We start from the raw sequence: 23,392 nt of genomic DNA on the forward strand, positions 1-23,392 counted from the left end.
CAGTTTAAAAGAAGTGATGTCGTTTCATTAGCACAATCAGCCATACCATCAAAAAGATCGTTATTACAGTAATAGCAATCCAGTCAGACGAGCTGTGTCCAACCGGGAGGCTGACGTTCATACCATAAAAGCCGGTTAAAATTGTGGGAATGGTTAAAACCAAAGACCAGACTGTAAGGAACTTCATCGTATCATTTAGATTATTGTTCATCATGTTATTAGAAGTTGCAGACAAAGTTTGGGTTACCTGTTGCGAAATTTTTACCATTTCTGCAGATTGATTTGATTCAATTAAAACATCATCCAATCGTTCACGTCCAGGCTTGGTAAAGTTCAACTGAGACATTTTTAAACTGTGCAGCATCATTAGGTTGGTCTGAATTGAGCTAGACAAATACACCAGACTTTTCTCAATGTTGGACAGCTCTACCAAGTCCTTGTTATTAATGTCACCAGAAAGTTTTTGATCTAAACTATTGCGTTCTGCATCAAGCTGAGTAACAGCTCGCTGGAAATACTGCGATGAATATAGTAAAAACTTCATTAAAAGTTCAGTAACATCCTGTGCCATTGATAGCTCTCTTCTCGTAGCAGCATCATTAAACTCATCAAACACATAGCTGGTCGATTGAGTATGAAAGGTAAAGATGTTTTGCCCAGATATTAAAAAAGTTACTGGATGGGCTGTAAAATGCTTGATGGTTTTAGTTGGCCAAATAGGTACATCATAAACCAACAAATTGATATGCGTATGCGTATCATAATCATAGTGGGGTCGTTCATGTCGGTCTGAAATATAGGTAATCATGTCAGGAGTAAAATGAAAATCTATTTGCAGCTTATTACTGTCTTCTTCACTCAAATTGCTGATATCATACCATTTATAATTAGTTTCTACTGGAAACTTTTGTTCTTTGATCACGTTTTCACCCCTGGCCGCTGTATTTAGCTGGCGTAGCTACCAGCTTTTATATGCCAATATTATCTTACCATTGAAGAGAAAAACGACAAATAAAAAAACAGGTCAAGACCTGTTTTTTTAATTTTTATCACATTTCTATTGTTTCCAAGCGGCATCAAATTTATTTTTACCTGTTGTAATGGCTTTTTCAACATTACGGTTCTTTTGTGCGGCAGATAAGATTGACTGCATAATTGGGGTTAATTGACTAAATGTAGCACTAGAGTCCTTAATTACAGGAACACTGTAAAGTGAGTTGGCATTAAGAATGTCTTCCAATTTGGCAGGCAGTTTAAAGTCTTTATTCGACTTATATTCATCAGACTTTGTGGCACTGTCACTAACCGGAATATAGCCGGTTTCTTTAGCCCACTTAATTTGACTATCTTTAGAAGAAAGATATTTCATAAATTTGAAAGCAGCGGCTTTCTGCATCGCACTTGCATGGCTGAACATATAAATGTCGGTTCCCTGTGACATTGTATATTTGCTTGGCCGAGCTGCAACTTCATAGTTGAAGCCTTTCTTAGCTGCCTGTTTGATCCATGTTTCAGTTGATGAAGATGTAACAAACATTGCCAATTTTTTGTTAGTAAATGGAATGTACAAGTATTTATCAGAACCTGGCATTCTAAAGTAGCCTGCCTTTTCTCCGTCGATAAAATAATTGAGCAACTTTCTGGATTTAGCACCAGTAAAGTCAATTTTACTGGAGAAATTTTCACCCTGGTTCTTCATACCCAAAACGTAGTAGTTATCAAGGTCATCAAAACCGGCACCAACTACTTGATGATTGCTCTTTTGGTAAATAGTCTGTGCAGCCTTCTTAACCTCGGCCATTGTTGCAGGTACTTTGGTAATGCCGTACTCCTTAAACATCTTAGGGTTGTATATTAAAACCTCGATTGACTTGTTAAAAGGAATACCGTATTGAGTGCCCTTAATTTGCGCACCATTTAGCATGTCTTCTTTAATACCAGATGCTGCAACACTGCCCCAACCTACGTCTTTATCATTAATGTATGGTTTAAGGTCAACCAACATCTTATTCTTAGCGGCACTTTCAAGCCAACCAGGATAAGCCTGAGTGATTGTCGGTAAATTTTTAGGTGATTGCAGAGTCGAAGTAATTTTTGACTGCAAGTTATCGTAATCACCTTGTTGTTCAAGCTTGATTTTTATTTTAGGATTTTTATTTTCAAAATTCTGAGCTAAACTTTTCAGTGTTTTTTCCTGAGAGCCCTGCATCCCATGCCAAAAAACAACTGTAGTTTTTTGAGTTACCTTTGGTATTTTAGAACTTGAGGATGATGAACTGTTGCTTTTTGAACAAGCTGCAGTTCCAATTAATGCCAAGCCGGCTGCCGCAACAGCTGCCAGCTTTTTACCGAAATTCATGATATCTTTTTTCCTCCAAAATTTTTTAAGTGCTCAATAGTGATAGTTTGAGCATTAATACTCATTTATTGTATAGCAAATAATGCAAGATTACAATAAATTTAGACACAAAAATTCGGCTTTATTTGTATATTTTACTTTATTTATCATTATAGTTAGCTATATTCCGAACATTTTTCAGATGACCTTTATTTTGTTCCATTTTGGGCATAAAAAAGAACTTGCCTATTATGGCAAGCTCTTTAATAAAAATTGCTATTTAGTTTTTATTGCTTCCAAGCAGCATCAAATTTTGTTTTGCCCGATTTAATAGCGTCATCAACATTTTGCTTCTTTTGAGCAGCAGCTAAAATATTTTGCATAACTGGATTCAAATTACCGTATGCAGCACCAGCATTTTTGATAATTGGCACACTGTATAAGTTTGCCATTGCATCTTCAAGTTTAGCTGGCAATTTAAGCTTTTTAGTATCCTTGTATTCAGCTGAATCAGCAGCAGCCTGGTTAACAGGAATGTAACCAGTAGCATTTGCCCATTCAAGTTGACTTGCTTTTGAGGTCAAGAACTTAATGTAAGTAAATGCTGCAGACTTTTGGTCAGCTGAAGCATGCTTGAACATGTAAATATCAGTACCTTGTGACATAGTGTATTTACCTGGACGAGGTGCAACATCGTAAGTGAACTTGTTGCCTACACCTTGTTTAACAAAGCCTTCACCAGCAGAAGTACCAATGTACATTGCTACCTTTTGGTTAGCAAATGGTCCAGACAGATAGTGTTCTGAACCAGCTACTCTGAAGTAGCCATCTTTGATTCCATCTGCATAAAAATTAATAACCTTCTTTGAAGTATCGCCGGCAAAGTCAATTTTACTTGAGAAGTCAACGCCTTCGTTCTTCATGCCTAAAGTGTAGTAATTTGATAATGAGTCAAAACCGGCTCCAACAACTTTATGATTACTCTTTTTATAAATAATTTGTGAATCTTTCTTCAGTTCATCCATTGTTGCAGGAGCTTTTTTAATACCGTATTTCTTTAACAAGTCTGCGTTATAAGTCAAAACTTCAATTGATTTGTTAAAAGGAATACCGTATTGTTTGCCATTAATCTTAGCGCCATCAAGAAGTTCAGACTTGATGTCAGAAGCTTTACTGCTTCCCCAGCCAACTTCTTTATTGTTAATGTATGGCTTTAAATCAACCAGCATGTTTTTGCTAGCAGCATTAAAGAGCCAGTCAGGATATGCCTGAGTAATGGTTGGCAAGTTATTAGGCGATTGCAAAGTTGAATTAATTTTGGCTTGTAAGTCATTATAAGCACCTTGATTCTCCAACTTGACCTTGATTTTAGGATTTTTGCTTTCAAATTCCTGTGTCAATTTTTTCAAAGTCGATTGTTGCACACCTGTCATACCATGCCAAAAAACAATATTGGTTGTCTTTTTGACTTTGGCAATTTTTTCTGAACTTGAAGATGGGGAAGAATTAGAATTGCTTCCGCCATTTGAACAAGCTGCAGTACCAACAAGAGTTAAACCAACAGCAAACGCAGCGGCTAACTTTTTACTAAACTTCATTTGGTTAAACCTCCCAAATATAAAAACTAAACAACATTTTTTTGATTAATCAAAACGCAATTGTTTGGTTACGTTTTGGTAAAATCCTGTTACCATAAGGGTTTTCCACCAGCTCCGGATGCAATGTGTGCACAGGAATAAGTGTTGGTGGTTGAACCCAAGCAATAATTTGTTTTAGTTCTTGCTCGTCAGCGTGACCAGAACAACGCAACGTCTGAACTTCAATATTTTGCTCAGCGAGATTTTGCAAAAAAGGCTTGTATGCTGGGTCAAAATCTCCTAATGGCTCTGCATTAGAGTGAATATACAAACCACCTTTTTGCAAGTGGTCGAAATCAGCAACTGCTTGCCAGAGGAATTCGTGATCATCATTTAGCAGATCATCGTAATGAACAGCTAGTTCCGGTTTCAGATCAACGAATTTCTGCTCCCCTGGCAAGTAATAATAAGGAAAATCTTGATTTAAACTTTCCTTGAGCAAATGAGCTCTTGCAGCATGCAAAACAACTTTACGCGGTGAATCAGAAATAATGCGCAATAGCCGCTCAACGTTGGTAGGATAAGTATTAAAAGTAATTTGCCGCTTAGGGTTGTCATTTTGCAATTGTACAAATTTGGCAGTCAGTTCATCTTCATTTTTAGGACCAGTAAATTCTTCGCTATTTTCTTCATGCTTTTCTTCTGGCCAAGAAAACCCGGTTGCTTCAGTAATTAAAACATCACAGTCTTTAGCTGCTGCCAAAAATTTTTTAACCCAGTCAGGATGATAACCATGAAGACGAATGTCGCCAGTATAGGCAATTGCCAAGTCTGGTGTTCTAACTATCAGACCAGTTGCACCATAAGCATCGTGGTCACTTGGCCACACCGTCATCGTTATATCGCCGATTTCTATTGGCTTTTGATACTCGGCTGCAAAAATTGGGCGTGTATAGTTCGATTCATGTCCGGCAGCAGGCAGCAAAAAGTCTCCTTTTTCATTTAAAGCAGGCAACATCTTAGCTGTTATTGACCCTGCATACAAAGGTATTTCTGGAGCCAAGAAATTCATGGCCTTGCTGTGATCAAGGTGCAGGTGGGACATATAAGCTGCCGCATATTCCCAACGTCCATGATCAATTGCTTTACCAGTTAGTTGGGGATCATAAAAGTTCGGTACATCACCAATCAGCTCATTTTGCACTAAAGTCTGATAATTTTCGTCAGGCAAATTGAGCTCAGGTCGGTAGACTTCACCCAAATCAAACAAAATGTGCGATTTGTGATATGCCACCTCCATCATTGGACCGCCAATAGTATTTAAACCATTGTAAAACGTAATGGTGGTTCTATCCTTTAAGGTCATTACGAACCACCCCCTTAATAATCTGTTTTCTAAAGATTAGGTACAAGACTAAAATTGGTAAAACAGTCAGGGTAGCAGCAGCCAGTTGCAATTGCGTTTCACTACCGGCATCGGATGCAAAGGCAGATAAACCATTATTTAGCAAACGCATGGTATCTTCATTTGTAACCAGTAACGGCCAGAGAAATGAATTCCAGCCAGAGATGAAACTTAAAAGACCAACTGTAAACAAACCGCCTTTTGACATCGGTACTAAAATTTTCCAAATGTAATCCCAATCGCTGGCACCATCAATCATAGCTGCTTTATAAATCGTATCTGAGATTGAACCAAAATAGCTCTGCAAGTAATACATGTAGAAAATCGAAGTTAGGAATGGCAAGACCAGTCCTACATAGGTATTAAGCAAACCCATATGTGCAATCGTATTGTAATTAGTAAAAATAATTGCTTCACCAGGTACCATCAATAATGACAAAAGAACCATTTGGATTAGACCCTTGCCCTTAAAGCGCAGGTTAACCATGGCAAAAGCGCCAAGCAATGAATTAAAAAGACTGACAAGCGTGGTGATACTGGCTGTTAAAACCGTATTGAAGAAGTAGCGACCAAAAGGTGCGCGGGCAAATACTTTTGCGTAGTTAGACCACTCAAAATGATGCGGGATTAATGTTGGCGGAATAGAAGTTGTTTCCTGAAAGCTCATCAAACCACCTAAAATCATATAAATGAATGGAAAAACAGTAATGATGGCAAAGATAAATAAAATAATGTAACTGAATAAAACTCCTAGCCGAATTCGTTTCATTTAATTCTCTCCTATCTTCTTCATCATTTTCCGTTGCAAGAACGTCGCAAACAGAATTATCAGGAACAAAATTACCGTTGCCGCCATCGCAACTCCCGGAGTGCCGACAATTTGGAACTTATTGTAAATGTAGAACACGGCAGTTGTTCCCGAATTACCCACTCCGGCTTGCCCGTTAAAGAGTGCGTAAACAGAAGTATAGATTTTAAAGGCCCCAATCACATTCATTGTTAGCAAGAAAGCAATAGTAGGAACCAGCTCCGGCATAGTAATGCGCCAAAACTTATCGCGCCCGCTAGCACCGTACATGTCAGCAATTGTATAAAAATTCGGGTCAATATTACGCAGTGCTCCCATTAATATGACAATGTTAAAAGCCAGTGACGACCAAATACCAAAGATAATAATGGTAGTTAAAGACATTGCCGGATCATCAATCCAGTCAGGAGCAGGCAGATGCAAACATCTAAGCAAAAAGTTCAACATTCCGTAATCACCATTAAAGATATAACGGAAAACAATCCCTATGGCAATTGTTGAAGTAACATATGGCATAAAAAACGTTGTTTCAAAGAACGACTTATGCTTCACCTTGTCAAAAATTATCCATGCCAGCATAATTGAAATTATTAAGCCGATAGGTACTGAAATAATTGCATATAGCACCGTATTCTTGATAGCCAGCCAAAATTCCGGATCGTTGAAAATATACTGATAATTACTAAAACCATTCCAGTGTAAATCAATTAATGAACCACTTTGAAAGCTCATACCAAAAGCACGTAAAATGGGATAAATACTAAACAAAGTGACAAAGATAATAGTTGGTGCTAAAAAAAGCCAAGCCTTTTTTTGATTTGTCTTCATTAGTAAACTCGCTCTCCTTCAGGTGTAAAAAGAAATACCCGATTTAATCGCATTTTAAGTTTAACTTGATCGCCTCTCTTAATTGGAGTTTCAAGGTTAATTAGTGAACGAACCTGCTCATTATCAAATGTAAATTTCAGAATACGTTCACGTCCAATTAATTCAATATCATCCACCGTGGTCTCGAAAAGACCCTCAGGATCTGGAACAATATTTTCAGGTCGAACAGACAAGATATACTCACCATCTGGCAATTCCCGTTTAAAACGAGACTGTTCCAGATCAGCAAGATCTATAGTAAATTGGCTTGACTTTAATTCATTTGCAGTTTTAGTTATTTTAAAATTATCAATTACTGGATTGCCGACAAAATTGGCTACAAAATAATTATTAGGTTCCAAATAAAAGTTTTGGCCTAAATCGTCTTGTTGTATAACACCATCATTAAAGAGGATGATTTTATCACCAATAGACAATGCTTCTTCTTGGTCATGAGTGACAAAAAGCGTGGTAATGCCAACAGATTTGACTAATGAACGAATTTCTTCACGAATCTTTAAACGCAGTCTGGCATCCAAATTGCTCAAAGGTTCATCCATGAGCAGAATTTGAGGTTCTTGTACCAAAGCACGAGCAATTGCCACTCTTTGTTGCTGACCACCGGATAAATTGCCAGGCTTTTGATCAGCCAGCTCGGTAATCTGCGTTAATTCCATGTACTTAGTGGCAATCTTTTTGGCTTCTTCTTTAGGTTTTTTGTTAGCCCCTACAATAAGTGGAAACATTACGTTTTGCAAAACAGTCATATGAGGATACAATGCATAGTTTTGAAAAACGTAGCCAATATGGCGATCTTTAGGTGCAACCTTTACCACCGACTTGCCATTAAATAAGATGTCTCCTTCTGTGGGATTAAGCAGACCAGCCAGTATATTTAAAATAGTTGTTTTTCCACAACCGGATGGCCCTAATAAACACACCAAATCTCCTTTTTTAACGGAAAAGCTGACGTTTTTTATAGCTTCATGACCATTGTCATAAACTTTTTGCAGGTTTTTCACTTCAACAAATTTATTGTTATCCATTAAATCGCACCACTATAATCTTTATTTTTCATTTTTACTCTCTTAATTTTATGATAAAAAAAGTCAGAACACAACCTAATTTGCTTAATTAAAATTCGTAATTATCTTATCATAATCAAGCTTTTAAGTTAATTATTCGTATTTGTTGTTTAAATTGTTAATTATTATCCGGAAATCGCTTTTATTGTTCTCTTTTTAAAGTTTTGCTTTAAGAAAAAAGCGACAGTAAATGTTACTGCCACTCTTTTTAATCTCTGTATATATTAACTATTATTTTATCCGAACATTTGGTTATTCTTTAAAGCTGATTTTGTCAGCAACTACTGGTTAGTAATTATCTTTCACAAAAATCTCATGATTTACTTTGGCTCGTCCATTGTTATAGTTAAAAGAGTAACCAGGCTGAACGTTAAACAGATAAACATTAAAATCAAGTTCTCCGTCAGTTGAGACTGCCTGCAAGTTAATACCACGTGCCATTAATTCGTCTCCTCGAAAAATCGGCGTAGCTTGATAAATCACTTTTTTATTTTGCCTTAAAGCAACACGAATACGACTTTCAAACATTGTTTGAATTCTTTGATTGGAAAAAGCAGACTGTGTGAACAAATTTTTAGGGTTATTTTGATCACCTGAATGATTGCGGGGATTGAAGTTGCCTTCAAAGTCAATACCGGCAGAAACTGAATACGCAATGAGGTGTCCACGATTATAAATTTGTGAGCCATTGCGCCGGTTATAATGCCAACCAGTTGGTTCAACGAATTGGCGAACCCTCAAACTATCGTTAGCAACATTGCGCTTTTGTAAAAAGGCTGTATTCGAACGAGATGTACGATTTAAACTATCCAAATCAGAATAAATAACCCGATTAACTCGCCAGGCATTTTTGATTAACGTGGAATGGTCATTATTAACAGTAATATAAGAAGAACTTCCACTTTTAAAGTTTAAATTAGCCAGTTTTTGGTAGTCTTCATGCGACAAGCCACCGTATACTTTAGCAGCAGGCTTGGCCTTATCAATTTTATTGCTTTTCTGGCGGTCACTGCGCGTGATCCTGTTCATTGTCTGGTGCCCGCTTGGGTCTGAGCCACCTTTAGTAGAAACAAACCACAACAAGAACAAGATAATAATGACTATTGCCCAAAAATCGCCATTAGTTGTTTTAGTTTTTCGTCTGCTCCTCCTGCGTGCCATTCACATTGCTCCTTTTTAATAATAATTAAGTATAGCTAATCGAACTGTTGTTTGCAACAGGAACAATAAAAAAGCAAGGTCAATGATCCCTTGCCTCTAATTTTAACTTCTGGCCCATTCATCCAGCATATTCAAAAAATAGCTTTCAGACAAGCGCTTAATCTTGCTGCCTGCATGATTAAATTCTTTTGCCTTCAATGCTTCCGGATTATTTTTACTGAAAAAGCCATCATCACTCATAATTAAATAATCTGTATCAGCTTTGACACCAGTTTGGGCTATGCCATTCATATTATTAACCATTTGAGCAGCTTCAGTGCCGTTTATTTCCACCTCAGGAGCAAAAGCAATCTTTTTATTATTAACCGGATTACGAAATCCTAATTCCCAGACTTCCAGTTCTTCCTCCAGCAAATCAATGTTTTTCAGTTTGCCTTGTGCTTTTTGCAATAGTTCTGGCGTAAAATGCTGGCGAAAATCATCATAAACTTTTTTAGTATCAAGGGAATCTTCCAGACCATGATGCTGTTCTACTTGTGCAATTCCTGCGCGCTGAATGCAGTCAAGCAAGCGATTGTGCTGCTGCGGATAATATACTCGAGCTAAACGCAACACATCGACATAATCGTTACTAAGCTCCGGCAAATGAAATTTTCGTGCTAAATCATACAAAAAATTGAGATCGAAATTGACGTTATAGCCAATGATAATATCGTCACCAATAAACTTGCGAAAAGCCGTCATTGCCTCTTTTACCGGTTTTCCTTCTTTAAGAAGCAGTTCTTCAGTAATACAATTTAACTTAGTGATAAAACTCGGCACATGATTTGACCGTGGATAAACAACCAGTTGACTAAACTCATCTACCACTTTGTTAGCACGCACTTTAACTGCACCAAGTTCAGTTACATGATCACGATATGGGTTTAAACCCGTAGTTTCAATATCGAGCATAGTGTAGTCGGAAATGAAGTCAGGCCATTCCTGACCCTTGCCCCGGATCTTATCTTGAACGCCAGAAACATGCAGTACGCCATTTTTTACGTAAATACTCATTGAAATCAGCTACTCCATCACCAAATTATTGATTAAACTTGCTGCATCCGCGTTTGTACCAGCGCTGCGTTCTTGAATTTCCGGTAATAAATTTTCCTGCTTGAAGTCAGCAGCCACATAGGACCATTGCGGAAATTCTGCTACCAAATGTTCAATTGGTTCCCGTAATTGCGGGCTCGTTTCGTCAACTCCTAATTCCAAAAAAACAGTGTTTTTATCTTCATTACCGGTTAAAAACCAGCGGAAACGAGTGTTAGCTTCAGTATCTGGATAAAAATGCTCATTAAGTGGCATATGTATTTCCAGTGGCTGACCACATACATCACATTTTGGTACCAATTCTTCTATGTTGGTATCGGGCTTTTTCCCAGCAATCTTTTGAACGACAGACTGACAATTCTTAAGTCCATGATTGATGCCGCTGGAACACTGCGCTTTAGTCCAGTCGCCAAACACATTAAAAATGCGGTTTTCATTAAAGCCGGCAGTTTCAAAAAAGTGACCAAATGCAGAGGTAGCAATAAAATACTGCTTGTCATCAATTAATTGCTTCAGTTTTTGCAATGTTTTACTAGGATGATAATCAAGTGAATACCTTTGAATAAGGTTTGACCATAACTGCCATTTCTCAGCCCATGAAAGCTTGTGCTCATCAAGAGCATATCCTACTGAATGAACATCATATTTTTGAACAATAGTGGGAAAATCACGTTCAAAATCTTCCTGACCCAAAAGGTCAAGTCCTTCAGTTTTAGCTAAGCCATTACCGGCAACCACTATCACAGTATCAGCATTTTGCACTAACTGTCGTGCCTTATTCAAATTTTCCATTTAATTACCTTTTCTATTTTTGATTATAACCAGTAAATGAAACTTGGCCATCTTCAAATTCTCCTAAGAAAATATCACCAGTATCATCATAACCAGCTTGTTTGACCTGCTCTTTTAGCCAGTCTTCATCCTTATTAATAGATTCAAGCACATCTTGGTTGATTTGACCATCATTAATTAACGGAAAACGTACATTCTTCTCATCTTTTTTAATTACCGTTAATTGACCGTTCTTTTCAAAAATACAGTTTTTCACTTTATCAACAGAATAAATTCCTTGACTGCGCAATTTAAACATTAATTCATTAGCTGAAAGTCCAGCAGATAAACAATTTCGAGGCAAAACTTGACCATTTTTAATTATTTGAATTGGTTTGCCATCAATTAGGCTGCGAATAAAGTTGCTGTGCTCTCTGGCAAATTTTAGGATAAAGACCACTAAAGTCCAGACAATCAAAACCAGCAAAAACTGTAATACGGAAATATTGGCATTATAAATAACGCCTCCTATAATACCACCCAAAACATAGTTTTGCAGTTGATCCAGAGCCGTTGTGGGAGCAATATTGCTCTTGCCAAACACATTTATTTGAAAAATTAAAGTTAACACACCTAATACGAATTTAATAAAAAGCTGCGTATAATTCATTATTATTTTCCTCCTAATTCTTTACGTCGACCGTGTGGTTAATCACGTGGGCCTGCTTTAAAGAATATGAATTGTTATCGTCATTTAGTTCCAGTTGATAGTCAATGTCTTTGGAATCAACTCTGACAATTAGACCGTTTTGCAAAGTTGTAGAACTAACCATGACGTCCGAAACCGGAACCTTATGATCTTTAGCAACTGATTTAATAAAAGGCGCAATCTGCTCGGATTGGGATTTTACCACATTGGTTTGCACGTATTTTTCGTATTGTGTTCCCATAAATAAAAGCAAAAACAAAAGTGCAATAATGCCCAGGTCTCGGTAGCGCGTATCGAATCTATGCCTGAGATAAAGAACTGTAAAAGCAATCATCGTTAAAGCCGCAACCGCAATCAGTACATAGAGAATGGTTTTACTTGTATTTTGATTTTGCTCAATATATTTAAGTGTGTAAAAAGTCATGACATAATTACCTCTATAAAAAACAATTTATTCTATTTTACTGTAGTCAATACTTTTTAAGAAATTTCATATTAACTACCTTAATTATTACCAAATATAGCTAAAACATTTAATTCCTCCCAGAAGCTTACTTCAACTGTGTTTATAAGCTCATCTATTATCAGTATAACAAAAAAGTAGTTAGAAGCTGTCTAACTACTGCTTATTAATATTCAATTTATTTCTAGTTTTGAGAAGCACCCGTTGCTGCATCAGACTCAGTTTCTGCTTCAGCATCTTCTTTTGCCGCTTCAGCTTTAGTTGACGCACCTGTCTTAGCATCAGGATCTGAATTGCGTCTATATGTCGCACCGGTTGTCACATCCGGATCAACGACCAATTTTTGTCCTGTAGTTTCACAGAAATATTTTACTAATGGATAAAGATCTTGTACCCATTCATAAATACCGGCATAATTGCCCTCATCATCTTCAACGCGTTTATAATAATGCAAAACCAGTTCCTTAAGATTTCCAGTAGGTACTGGCATATATACAGTATCATGCCCACTCTCTTTAGTGCGCAGTGCATGAACAACTTTTTTAGCTTCCGGAATTACTTCACGCACATCCGGATGAACTTCGCCCATTGTGTTCCCTACTTGCGCAGGAACTCTTTTGGCCTTCATCTTCACATTAGGATCAACCGGACGATTGTACCATAAGAACTGGTTATTATCATCCACAAAGGTTAGTTCTCCAATCGTGTTGCGTAGCATCCAGTTTATTTGGTTAACTGTTAACAGCCCACTATCAAGCTTAACATAATCATCTCCTGTAGCGGCGTGAGTTTTTTCTGCTGCTTTGTCAAGCCAATCTGGGTCTTTCTTATCAAGCCCTTCTACTGTATAGCGACTTTTGCCTTTTGCATCAAAATCTTCTTTTAAATACTCGCTAGCATCCATGTCTTTTAACCATTTGGGTTCAGCCATTTTCGTTCTCCTTAATCTTCATCTAACATACTAAACTAATTGTAACATGTAATCGCTTAATTTTAGGCATTACCTTAAATTACTTTTCATTTTTGGGATTTGTTTTTCTTTCTATTATAATGAGCTAAAATAGAGACTAGTTGATAACGATTAAAGGAGAGAAATATGAAAACAGGTACCAAAATTATTACGCTGGATAATGGCTATCATTTATGGACAAACACTCAGGGTCAAGGCAAAATTCATTTACTGGCTCTACATGGAGGCCCCGGAGGAAACCATGAATATTGGGAAGATACTGCCGATCAATTAAAAAAGCAGGGCTTGGATGTGCAAGTAACGATGTATGATCAGCTTGGTTCCCTTTATTCCGATCAACCCGATTATTCTGATCCGGGAATTGCTAAAAAGTATCTAAGATATGAATACTTCCTGGATGAAGTTGACGAGGTACGTGAAAAACTGGGTTTAGACAATTTTTATTTGATTGGTCAAAGCTGGGGCGGACTTCTGGTACAAGAATATGCCGTTAAATATGGTCAGCACCTGAAAGGAGCAATTATTTCCTCAATGGTGGACGATATTGATGATTATGTTAAAGCCGTGAACCGACGTCGCCAAGAAGTTTTGCCCCAAACTGAAATTGACTTCATGCATGAATGCGAAAACAATAACGATTATGGCAATGACCGCTATCAAGAAGATGTCAACATTCTCAACATTAACTTTGTTGACCGCAAACAGCCGTCTAAGTTATATCATTTAAAGGATATTGGTGGTTCTGCTGTATACGAAGCCTTTCAGGGTGACAATGAATTTGTGATTACTGGCAAACTAAAAGACTGGCACTTTAGAGACCAACTTAAAAATATTAAAGTACCAACTTTGTTAACCTTTGGTGAAAATGAAACAATGCCAATCGCTACGGCTAAAATTATGCAAAAAGAAATTCCGAATTCCCGCTTAGTTACAACTCCTGATGGTGGCCATCATCATATGGTTGATAACCCTGATGTTTATTACAAGCACTTAGCAGACTTTATCTGTCAAGTTGAAGCAGGGACTTTTAAAGGAGAATAACAAGTCCGAATATTTTTATGTAAGTAAAAGTACCCGAAAAACAAGCACGCAGCTGTTTGTTTTTTTGTTCACTTAAAAAAAGCTTTCTTACTAATTACTTTTTGCAAATATAATTATTTTTTACTATATTTTAATCCTGTATAAAATAACAGTTTACAATGATATGCCTTTTTTAAAAAATAATAATAAAATATTTTTCTTCACTCATTAATTTACAACAATAAAAAAACTATATTAAAAATAATCCAGTATACTTTTCACTTATTTAAATTTTAAGTTTTCCGTGATTAAAGCAATGTCTATAAGGGTATATATTTTTTTATTAAAGTTTAAACTTATAAATTTTAAAAGAATATATTTTTAGTCTAGACCAATTCATGTTATTATAAAGTTAACATATATTTAGAATACGGAATAAATAACTTGGAGAAAATAAAATGAACTTATTAATAGTCATCATTTTAATTTTAGGTGGCTGTTCGTACATTTTTGATTTAATTTGGACTCTTTATCTGACATTTAGCAATAATGTAAAGCAAGATAATTACGGCGAGCGCTGTCGAGATTTCGATACTATGTTCTTGTTAATCCCAGCAATGAATGAATTTCAATCCTTACGAAAAAACATTCCTTATTTAATGGAATTACAAAAACAATGTGAAAGTTTTATCAAACTCAAGCTGGTCTTTATTGATGATGATTCTAGTGATGGTACCACTACTTTATTACAAAAATATGCTTATCATCCTAATGTCATAGTTGTACACCGCGTAAAACCTAATGCTCAACAAGGTAAGGGGCCAGCATTACAGGATACAGCCAAACGCATTGCCAAAATGAATTTTCCTGAAGAAAAAACTATTATTGGCGTCATAGATGCTGATAGCCACTTAGATGCAAATTACTTAAGGCAAGTCGTATATGCTTTTAATCATTCTAATTGTGATTTGCTTCAAACAAGAGTAAATATTTATAATCTGGAGTATAATATCGCAGCAATGCAAAATTTTGAATTCACTATTTATAATTCTCTTCTACAAATGGCAAGAACTGATTGGGGTTCATCTTTAGCTTCCGGCAATGGTCAATTCATGACCTTAAAAATGACCAATAACGTTGGCTGGTCATCATCATTATTGGAAGATTGCGAATTCTCCTTAAAAGGCTTATTAAAGGGTTACCGTGGTACATTCTTAAATACCGTTAGCATTGGACAAGAGGGAGTTACAAAATATAAAAAGCTGATCAAGCAACGTACTCGCTGGTGCCAAGGCGGTTTTCAATGTTTAGGCAAATATAGCAAAAAGATTGTTAAATCTAAATCTATTCCTTCAATGGTTAAAACTTTTGTACTGCTCTTTCTGCTTATTCCAGTATTTTCAATGGTCACAACCCCAGCATCCGCAATTTCATTTATAGTTTTACTGCTTTATATGAAAACGAATGCCTGGATTAGCATTTCAATTATTGCAATTTTGCTAATAATAGAATATTTGACAAATACATTGTTAATTCTAAAGCAATGGCGTGAAGCTAAGTTTGATGAACCGCTAAAATTTTCATATTTGCTAAAAATATTGTTTTTGATTGATTTTTACAGATGGTCGTTAGCCATAGTTCCATATAAAGCTTTGGCACGAATTTTAGTTGGCAATCAGTCCTGGTCAAAAACTTCTCACACTTAACATGGCAGAAAACTGAATTAGCTTCTATTTTTAAAATTCTTACATTCAAAAAGACTAATAAATTTGTGTATTGACAACACAATTTATTAGTCTTTTGCTTTCTGCAAATTTTATATAATTATATCCAGTTAATTGTCTTACAGTTCTCTATTCTCAATGACTCTTCTAAATTGCAGCCAGCTCTCACTAAGATTTGAAGTCAGAGAACCAGATGCCTCATCTGGAAGGCAATCAGGATTTTTTTTAAGTAAATCTGTCATCTTTTCTTTTAATGCTGGAAATTGTTTCCAGTCACTGCTTTTAGCTGACCATGCTATATGTTCAAACGGACTCATATGCTTTTCAGCAAGCAATCTTTTACCCAAATTTGAGCCGTTTCTATTTTTCATTTTAGAGCGGTCATGATACGAAATTCTGGCACATTCTGAAGCCGATTGCAGAAGCACTGGCTCAAGCCTCTCCCATGATAACAGATCATTTTCTTCAACCTCGATAAAGGGAACATGCAATATTCTCTTTTTCAATGTTCCATACTTGGGACTTGCTTTAAGAACAGCTTTAATCAAAATTGCAATAGTTTCCATTTCCGGCTGGACGCCAGCAGCAATTCGCAAATCCAGAAAATTTTGCCAATAAGTTGATGTTACCAGAGTTTCATGCCACATCCATGGTTCAATCAATCTGTTGCAGTCTTGTTTATGAGCATCATTCCATGAAGCTGGAACTGCATCATTTTTATATGCTTCATCATACTTGTCGGCAAATTTTTCCCAGTCACTAGCTTCAGCATCGTAAGGGACTTCTTCTTCATTCATTAGCTGTCGAAACATTCCCAGAACGGCTTCATCTCGGGAATGCAGCCAATTTGCAGTAGATCTTTTTGCCCTTTCTAAATCAGCAAATGTACCTGTCATGCCCTTGTGATTAATAGTCCAAAGTGGAATCACAGGTTGCTGCATTACTGGCTTGACGGTAGTCTTTATGCTTCTGGCTCTTGAAGAGGCACTGTTTCTGCTGAAAACCCGGTGAGTATTCCACTCGGGAAGAATAAATCTGGGAAACCTGACAATCATAGTTGTGACTCTGTCTGGTGTAATTAAGTTTTCATTCTCAGAAAACTCTCTGTTGATTGAATCTCTTACAATTACAGCAGAATAGCCTCTAAGAACTGGATCCTTATACCTTGCGCAGATGGTCTTGGCACCATTTGAAGACCAGGGCATTTGCTCTTCTTCCACAATCACTGAAGACCAATCTGGTTTAACTTCACAACTATTATTGTGCACTGTAGTCATTTATATATCTCCTCATTAATTTATTAAGTCACAGACTATAATCATTATTAATCTATCTGCTACTTTAAACAAATGACCTGCATATATAAACAAAAAATAATTTATAGTTTCCCAACATGCCTATAAATTCTTGCTTTTTACTATTTTGCCCAAGTTTTTGATGCTAAGACTCGTTATCATGCTTGATTTCAGGTGCCAGTAAAAAAATACTAATTGCTGTAACTAGCAAAAGTTCAACAGCTGAAACTCCAATGCCTGATCTTGAACCTATTTTTTTAGCAACAAGACCGCCTAAAAGATAGCCCAAAGAGTTTACTCCAATTAGCACTGTTTTATAGATACTCGTAACCCGCCCCAGATATTTTTGTTCAACTTGCTGTTGCCTATTCGTAATGATACTAATATTAATAATTGATTCAATTATAGAAACAAATGCAATGGCCAGAACCATTGTTGGTACATTTTGGTTCAGCGCAAAAAGGGCACGAAAAAGAGCACCAGCAAAAATCAGCAATACAAATAATAGATTAAACTTAATGTGCCTATTCAACCAATTGACCACCAAAGTACCAATTAAGGCACTGACAGCTGCAATCGCTGAAATTATTCCAATATTTTGAGAGGAAAGTTTTAATTGAGTACGTAATATTATAAGACTGTCATTATCAAAATTAGCTGACACAATATTAACTAGTGCAGCTAATATTAACGGATACAAAACAGAACGAAGATTAAGGGTATATTGCAGACCTTCCTTTATATCTGTTTTTACCGTTTTAAGTGCAGATTTAAGAGCTGTAAAGCCGGTAAAAGCGGTAGATTTAGTTTTCAGGCTGATCCTATTTTCCAGTAAAAGGCTAATTAGGTAGAAAACTGCACAAATAACAATTAAAAGACTATGCGAAATATATTGATATAATATTCCACCTACAATAGGCAATGCAAAATTAGCTGCATATTGTATGCCATAAACCAGACTGTTTAATTCTGAAAAATCCTTCTTTTCTACTAAAAAAGAAACAAAAGTAATTTCTGACACGGTATTAATTGTGTTTGTCACGCTGACGACAAGTGATACCGCATAAATAATTAAAATCATGCAATTCACTGTTAACTGGAATGCAAATGATGCGGAAAGAATCAAGTAGCTGATTAATCTAATCAAATCACTAAAAATGAGAATCTTTTTAACATCTAATTTATCCGTTAGAGCTCCTGCCGGAAGACCTAAAACCAAAATAGGCAATGTTTCAATAATAGAAATTATTGATAAGTGAATACCATTTTTAGTGATATCAAGTACCATCAACGGCAACGCAAATGACATTAAAGAGCTACCCAAGTTATCTGTGATCACTGACAAAAGGTATAGTTTGTTGTTGTTACTTTTTAGTATGTTTTTCATGTGAACAAATAGTAGCCTTTCTTTAATTAGTGTCAATTTCTTAAAATATTAAAGTATAATTTATATTTATTAAAATTAAATCTACATCAATTTTAAAAGCTTCAAAATCTTTGACTGGTGTATGCTATTAAAAATTACCACGATACTTAACAATGTGGTATATTATCAAAAATATTTTCTCCAGCAATCTTAAGCGCCATTTTCTACGCTTGAGCCGCCTTCTGGTAGTCCTAAAACCACGCCGATCTGCAGCAGTATGCCCTTCATCAAATAAATGTGAGCCAATTGCTGTTTTTCCTCTTAGTTTTAATAAGTTATTTTTTTATCAGTTACGGCCCAGCCGCAAGAGTTGGTCCCGATATCAAGACCTAAAATATAATCTTCATTAATCTTGCTCATGATTTTTCCCCTTCTAAGTATTCATTACTATAAGAATACCCCTTATAACAATAGAATTCACTATCTTTTTCATATAATAAAAAAATGATGATCTTTGTGACCACCATTTTTACTAAATAACTAAATAAACTAGAACTATTTGTTTGCTTTTTCTTTAATTGTTTCTGCAGATGCCTGTAATTTCTTTTCTTCTTCATCTGTCAGTGTCAATTCAACGGTTTGAACAATACCATCGCGACCAACAATTGCCGGGTAAGATAAGTAGGTACCATATTTTTCCTGGTAATTTGAAACTGGCATTTCAGTGTGAGCATCGCTTTGAATGGTTTCTACCAAACGAGTTACAGCAGCTGAAATACCGTAGTTGGTATATTGTTTGCCTTTATAAACTGTTTGACCACCAAATTTAATTTCATCGTTTAAGTCTTCAAGCTTAAGATGTTTTGCTTCAGCTACTTCAGTAATTGGTTTTTCCAAAACTTTAACAGTTGACCAAGCAGTAAATTGTGAATTACCGTGCTCACCCAAGTTAAAACCTTCAACTGAACGAGGATCTACATTCATCCGTTCACCAACAGCACGCTTCATACGAGCCGTATCTAATAGAGTACCGGTACCAATGACATGTTTGCGCGGTAAACCAGTTAGTTCCTGGTACATATTAGTAATTGCGTCAACTGGATTGGTAATGGCAACCAAAATACCATTGAAGCCACTCTTCTTGATTGACTCCGCAATGTCTCCAATTCGCTCACGGTTATAATTCAATTCTGCAAAACGCTCACCGCCTGCTTCCAACTCAATATTTCCAAAAGCACTAATGACAATGTCTGCATCCTTGAGGGCGGAATAATCATTGATCGTAATAGTAGTGTGATGCTTCAAATTTGCCATCGCGTCTTGAAAATCAAGCTGATCTGCTCTAACCTTTGCTTCATTAACATCAATCATAACGAGGTCATCTACTAAACCCGTTAATATTAACTGCTGCGCTACCGTACTGCCAACGTGACCGTCACCGATAACTCCTATTTTATTACTCATAATTTTCCCTCCTACTTGTTTTTTCAAAATTATGTAATATCTATTATATACAAAATAATGATAAAAATAAAATTATTTTTAAAAAAATATTAGGTTTTTGCAATTATTGCTAAATATAAATTAAAACTCCCTGTTTTTAAATTTTTGCCTCTAAGAAAGCGTATACTAAAGAAAGGAGGTACATTATGAGACAAATTAAAATTGGCAACACCAACTTTTCTGGTTCAGCCATTGCACTCGGAATTATGCGCATGAATAAACTGACTGTTGATGAAGCTGTCAAGGCATTAGAAACTGCCCATGAAACTGGTATTAACTATATTGATTCAGCTGATGTTTATGGTCATGGTAAATCTGAAGAAATTTTCGGAGAAGCATTACAAAAATCAACCTTAAAACGCGACGATTTTTACATTCAATCAAAGACTGGAATTTATGAAAATCCTGAGTTAGATTATAAAACTACCAGGTATGATTTTTCTAAGAAATATCTGATTAATGCTGTGGATGGCATTCTTTCTCGCATGAGAATTGATTACTTAGACAGTTTGCTGTTGCACAGACCGGATGCTCTGATGGATCCTGCAGAAATCGCTGCTGCCTTTGATGAATTACAAAGAGACGGCAAAGTGCGTCACTTTGGCGTTTCCAACTTCAACCCGATGCAAGTCGATTTACTGCAGAGTGGAGTTAGTCAAAGACTGTTAATTAATCAACTGCAATTAAGTGTCATGCATACTGGTCCAATTGACTTCAATATTCACACTAATATGACGGATGAGCGGAGTATTGATCATGACCGTGGCGTTTTAGATTACTCACGCTTGCACAATATGACCGTTCAGGCATGGTCACCTTTCCAATACGGTCAAATTGAAGGCAATTTCATTGGAAATCCTAAGTTTCCGGAGGTTAATGATGCCTTGCAAAAAGTAGCTGAGCAAAAAGGTGTTTCTAAAAATGCTGTTGCTGCTGCATGGATTTTAAGGCATCCGGCAAATACACAAGTTATTATCGGTACGATGACACCAGCTCATATCATCGACAGTGCCAAGGGAGCAGATATTTCACTTACTGCTCAGGAATGGTATGACATTTATCTAGCTGCTGGTAATGATTTGCCTTAAAATTAGCTGATAACACAAAAATCCTAACGCAATTTTACGTTAGGATTTTTTTTGCCAATATTAATCAATTGACTTGGATTTTCTACTGTAACTATTAGGTATATTGAGTTTTTTACGGTATTTAGCAATCACTCGTCGACTTAAAGTCACATCATGCGCTGCAAAAATTTCTACTAATTGCTGATCACTTAAGGGAGCACGGACATCTTCTTTCATGGCATTTATTAAATCATGAGTACTATAAGAAAGACTGGTTAAATTCTGCTTTAATTTTAGTGACAAAAAAAGCTGTGTCACTAACTGCTCTTTTGGCTTTAATACCATTTTTTGCAATCGTGTCATCGGCTTTTCCTCCTCTTACTTAAGAATGACTGTCAATTTAATTATACTACACCTATCATTCCTAAAAAGATTGACAATTGAGTTAAATTATTTGACGTTAAATATCATTAATTTCATTTGCTAACTTGGGACTGATAGCAAAACTAGTTTCAGAAATTAGCGGAATATCTTTCATCAACAATAAAATTAAATTAAGCCTTGACTTTAATTTTTTATTTTTTTATAATTCGGTTATTGAAGTTGGAGGTAAGGGTAATGATTCAATTTAGTCAAAAAGAAAATCAACTAAATAATCGTTATTATCTTAGCTACTATAGATAAGAGTTTGGGTTCATCTAGGTGGATTCAAACTAAACACAAGTTTGAATTTATCTATGATGGCTAAGACTCTTTTAGTTTGGTTAGCCACATAGCTTTCTAAGTGGCTGACCACATTCAATCGTTTTTGGCAATAAAAATTTTTGTGTACCCGCTTAGAAATAAGTGGGTATTTTTTATGGAGGCAGAAAATGCATTTCAAGAAATTGATCACAGGAATTAGTATTGTCGGATTAATGGCACTGGGAGGGTGCAGCAGCAAAAAAGCCAGCAAGGTGCCTGAGGTTAAACATGTTGGTATCTTACAAGTAGTGCAGCACCCTTCTTTAGATAAGGCATACAAAGGTTTTAAAAAGGGACTAAAAGAAAGTGGTTTTGTTGAGGGTAAAAATCTTAAAATTGACTACCAGAATGCACAAAACAATCAAGACAATCTGAAAAGTATGAGTGAAAAACTGGTTAATGAAAAATCAGATTTGATTTTGGGTATTGCCACTCCGGCTGCACAGAGCGTTGCTAATGCGACCCAAAAAATACCAACTGTTGTTACTGCTGTAACTGACTTGAAAGCGGCTAAGCTAGTTGATTCAGATGCTAAACCTGGCAGAAACATTACGGGAACAACAGATATGGTTTCAATTAAACGCCAGATCAAACTGCTCCTGTCAATTGTTCCGAAGGCTAAAACTATCGGTATCATGTACAACGCTGGTGAATCAAACTCTAAAATACAGGCCGATTTAGCAACAGCTGCACTGAAAAAAGCAGGAGTGAAAGTTTTGATTAAAACCGCAAATACAACTAATGATGTCCAGCAAGTAACTGAAACGCTTGCGTCTAAAGTTGACGGTATTTTCGTTCCTACCGATAATACTTTCGATTCAGCTGCTTCTGTAGTTGGAAAAGTAGTCAAAGAAAAGAAAGTTCCCCTGGTAGCAAGTTCCGTTGATCAAGTTAGAACAGGTGGTTTGGCCTCAATCGGAATTGATTACGAACTATTAGGAGAACAAACTGGCAAAATGGCTGCAAAAATCTTATCTGGAAAAGCTAAGCCAGCTAACATGCTGGTTGAAAGAGCACATGATATGAAATTAGTTGTTAATAAGAGCATGGCAAAAGCACTGGGAATTGATCCTAAATCAATCAAAGCACCTAAATAATTTTAAGTTGATATAAAAAGGCCACTGAACAGTGAAATAAATAGCGAAAGCGCAAAGCTTTGTTGCTTATTTCAAACGGGTGACCTTTTTATTTTGCCTTTGCTTTAAGTGATCATAAATATTATTATTTTTACAAGCTAAATTTATTATTTCTTGACTTTTTCTTCTTTGTTTTTTATAATCTTCTCATTAAGGTTGGAGGTAAAGTTTTATGAAATGTAATCTAATACGAGTCTCACAACTGAATAACCGTTATTACTTTAGCTATTTTAGATAAGGTTTGGGTTCATCTAGATGAATTCAAACCAGACTCAAGTTTTGAATTTA

21 protein-coding genes and 1 pseudogene are annotated in these 23,392 nt (G+C 36.1%); 4 read left to right on the top strand and 18 right to left on the bottom strand.

The genetic code is table 11. The features are described 5' to 3' along the window. Positions 1-4: 4 nt before the first annotated feature. The 13 genes from H3T43_RS08650 to H3T43_RS08710 all read right to left on the bottom strand — a co-directional run bounded on the left by H3T43_RS08650 (position 5) and on the right by H3T43_RS08710 (position 13,210). The gene (locus tag H3T43_RS08650) at positions 5-922 is read right to left on the bottom strand and encodes a magnesium transporter CorA family protein (RefSeq protein WP_034978790.1); all 918 of its coding nucleotides are present in this window, start codon (positions 920-922) and stop codon (positions 5-7) included. A 135-nt stretch (positions 923-1,057) separates the two neighbouring features. After that, positions 1,058-2,359 (bottom strand): extracellular solute-binding protein, encoded by a 1,302-nt coding sequence (locus tag H3T43_RS08655; protein ID WP_198213988.1) that lies wholly within the window; start codon positions 2,357-2,359, stop codon positions 1,058-1,060. 266 nt (positions 2,360-2,625) lie between these two features. Further along, positions 2,626-3,936: an extracellular solute-binding protein gene (locus H3T43_RS08660; protein WP_198213991.1), complete on the bottom strand. Its 1,311-nt coding sequence runs from the start codon at positions 3,934-3,936 to the stop codon at positions 2,626-2,628. Between the two features lie 49 nt (positions 3,937-3,985). Continuing rightward, entirely contained in the window at positions 3,986-5,281 is a 1,296-nt protein-coding gene (locus H3T43_RS08665; RefSeq protein ID WP_198213993.1) for an MBL fold metallo-hydrolase RNA specificity domain-containing protein, read from the bottom strand. Continuing rightward, complete coding sequence (locus tag H3T43_RS08670; RefSeq protein WP_198213995.1) at positions 5,265-6,089, bottom strand: carbohydrate ABC transporter permease; 825 nt, start codon at positions 6,087-6,089, stop codon at positions 5,265-5,267. Before H3T43_RS08670 ends, H3T43_RS08665 begins: the two co-directional genes overlap by 17 nt. Further along, a complete protein-coding gene (locus tag H3T43_RS08675) occupies positions 6,090-6,956 on the bottom strand; it encodes a carbohydrate ABC transporter permease (RefSeq protein WP_198213996.1) in 867 nt (288 codons plus the stop codon). After that, positions 6,956-8,041: an ABC transporter ATP-binding protein gene (locus tag H3T43_RS08680; protein ID WP_198213997.1), complete on the bottom strand. Its 1,086-nt coding sequence runs from the start codon at positions 8,039-8,041 to the stop codon at positions 6,956-6,958. The genes H3T43_RS08675 and H3T43_RS08680 overlap by 1 nt, the downstream gene beginning before the upstream one ends. Positions 8,042-8,368: 327 nt before the next feature. Then, a complete protein-coding gene (locus H3T43_RS08685) occupies positions 8,369-9,241 on the bottom strand; it encodes a DNA/RNA non-specific endonuclease (RefSeq protein WP_198213998.1) in 873 nt (290 codons plus the stop codon). 102 nt (positions 9,242-9,343) lie between these two features. Then, positions 9,344-10,297 carry an exonuclease domain-containing protein gene (locus tag H3T43_RS08690; protein ID WP_198213999.1) on the bottom strand — a complete coding sequence of 318 codons (954 nt, stop codon included), beginning with the start codon at positions 10,295-10,297 and terminating at the stop codon, positions 9,344-9,346. A gap of 9 nt (positions 10,298-10,306) precedes the next feature. Further along, positions 10,307-11,128 (bottom strand): Sir2 family NAD-dependent protein deacetylase, encoded by an 822-nt coding sequence (locus H3T43_RS08695; RefSeq protein ID WP_198214000.1) that lies wholly within the window; start codon positions 11,126-11,128, stop codon positions 10,307-10,309. 13 nt (positions 11,129-11,141) lie between these two features. Further along, positions 11,142-11,777 carry a DUF421 domain-containing protein gene (locus H3T43_RS08700; RefSeq protein ID WP_198214002.1) on the bottom strand — a complete coding sequence of 212 codons (636 nt, stop codon included), beginning with the start codon at positions 11,775-11,777 and terminating at the stop codon, positions 11,142-11,144. A gap of 13 nt (positions 11,778-11,790) precedes the next feature. Then, positions 11,791-12,240 (bottom strand): DUF3290 domain-containing protein, encoded by a 450-nt coding sequence (locus tag H3T43_RS08705; protein ID WP_045927550.1) that lies wholly within the window; start codon positions 12,238-12,240, stop codon positions 11,791-11,793. Between the two features lie 223 nt (positions 12,241-12,463). Beyond that, positions 12,464-13,210, bottom strand: coding sequence for a PAS domain-containing protein (locus tag H3T43_RS08710; RefSeq protein WP_198214003.1), 747 nt, complete (start codon positions 13,208-13,210; stop codon positions 12,464-12,466). 165 nt (positions 13,211-13,375) lie between these two features. Here H3T43_RS08710 and H3T43_RS08715 point away from each other — a divergent pair, with 165 nt between their 5' ends. Then, entirely contained in the window at positions 13,376-14,290 is a 915-nt protein-coding gene (locus tag H3T43_RS08715) for a proline-specific peptidase family protein (RefSeq protein WP_198214004.1), read from the top strand. A gap of 437 nt (positions 14,291-14,727) precedes the next feature. After that, complete coding sequence (locus H3T43_RS08720; protein ID WP_198214005.1) at positions 14,728-15,975, top strand: glycosyltransferase family 2 protein; 1,248 nt, start codon at positions 14,728-14,730, stop codon at positions 15,973-15,975. Positions 15,976-16,112: 137 nt separating this feature from the next. On the opposite strand, the gene H3T43_RS08725 is transcribed toward H3T43_RS08720, so the two are convergent. From H3T43_RS08725 to H3T43_RS08740, 4 genes and pseudogenes are all read right to left on the bottom strand, one after another. Then, positions 16,113-17,270 carry an FAD-dependent thymidylate synthase gene (locus H3T43_RS08725; protein WP_198214006.1) on the bottom strand — a complete coding sequence of 386 codons (1,158 nt, stop codon included), beginning with the start codon at positions 17,268-17,270 and terminating at the stop codon, positions 16,113-16,115. 163 nt (positions 17,271-17,433) lie between these two features. Continuing rightward, positions 17,434-18,675 carry an MFS transporter gene (locus H3T43_RS08730; protein ID WP_255534832.1) on the bottom strand — a complete coding sequence of 414 codons (1,242 nt, stop codon included), beginning with the start codon at positions 18,673-18,675 and terminating at the stop codon, positions 17,434-17,436. A gap of 169 nt (positions 18,676-18,844) precedes the next feature. Then, positions 18,845-19,074, bottom strand: a pseudogene (cas9, locus tag H3T43_RS08735) (type II CRISPR RNA-guided endonuclease Cas9); the annotation flags it as partial. A gap of 135 nt (positions 19,075-19,209) precedes the next feature. Continuing rightward, a complete protein-coding gene (locus H3T43_RS08740) occupies positions 19,210-20,118 on the bottom strand; it encodes an L-lactate dehydrogenase (RefSeq protein WP_045927542.1) in 909 nt (302 codons plus the stop codon). 185 nt (positions 20,119-20,303) lie between these two features. Here H3T43_RS08740 and H3T43_RS08745 point away from each other — a divergent pair, with 185 nt between their 5' ends. Further along, entirely contained in the window at positions 20,304-21,245 is a 942-nt protein-coding gene (locus H3T43_RS08745) for an aldo/keto reductase family oxidoreductase (protein WP_198214008.1), read from the top strand. Between the two features lie 60 nt (positions 21,246-21,305). Here H3T43_RS08745 and H3T43_RS08750 read toward each other — a convergent pair whose 3' ends face one another. Beyond that, entirely contained in the window at positions 21,306-21,587 is a 282-nt protein-coding gene (locus H3T43_RS08750; protein WP_223896662.1) for a hypothetical protein, read from the bottom strand. A 554-nt stretch (positions 21,588-22,141) separates the two neighbouring features. On the opposite strand from H3T43_RS08750, the gene H3T43_RS08755 reads away from it, so the two are divergent. Next, on the top strand, positions 22,142-23,065 hold the full coding sequence (locus H3T43_RS08755; protein ID WP_370520805.1) for an ABC transporter substrate binding protein: 924 nt from the start codon (positions 22,142-22,144) through the stop codon (positions 23,063-23,065). The last annotated feature ends 327 nt before the right edge of the window (positions 23,066-23,392 follow it).

It is taken from the genome of Lactobacillus sp. M0396, assembly GCF_016101625.1.
GTDB classification, from domain to species: domain Bacteria; phylum Bacillota; class Bacilli; order Lactobacillales; family Lactobacillaceae; genus Lactobacillus; species Lactobacillus huangpiensis.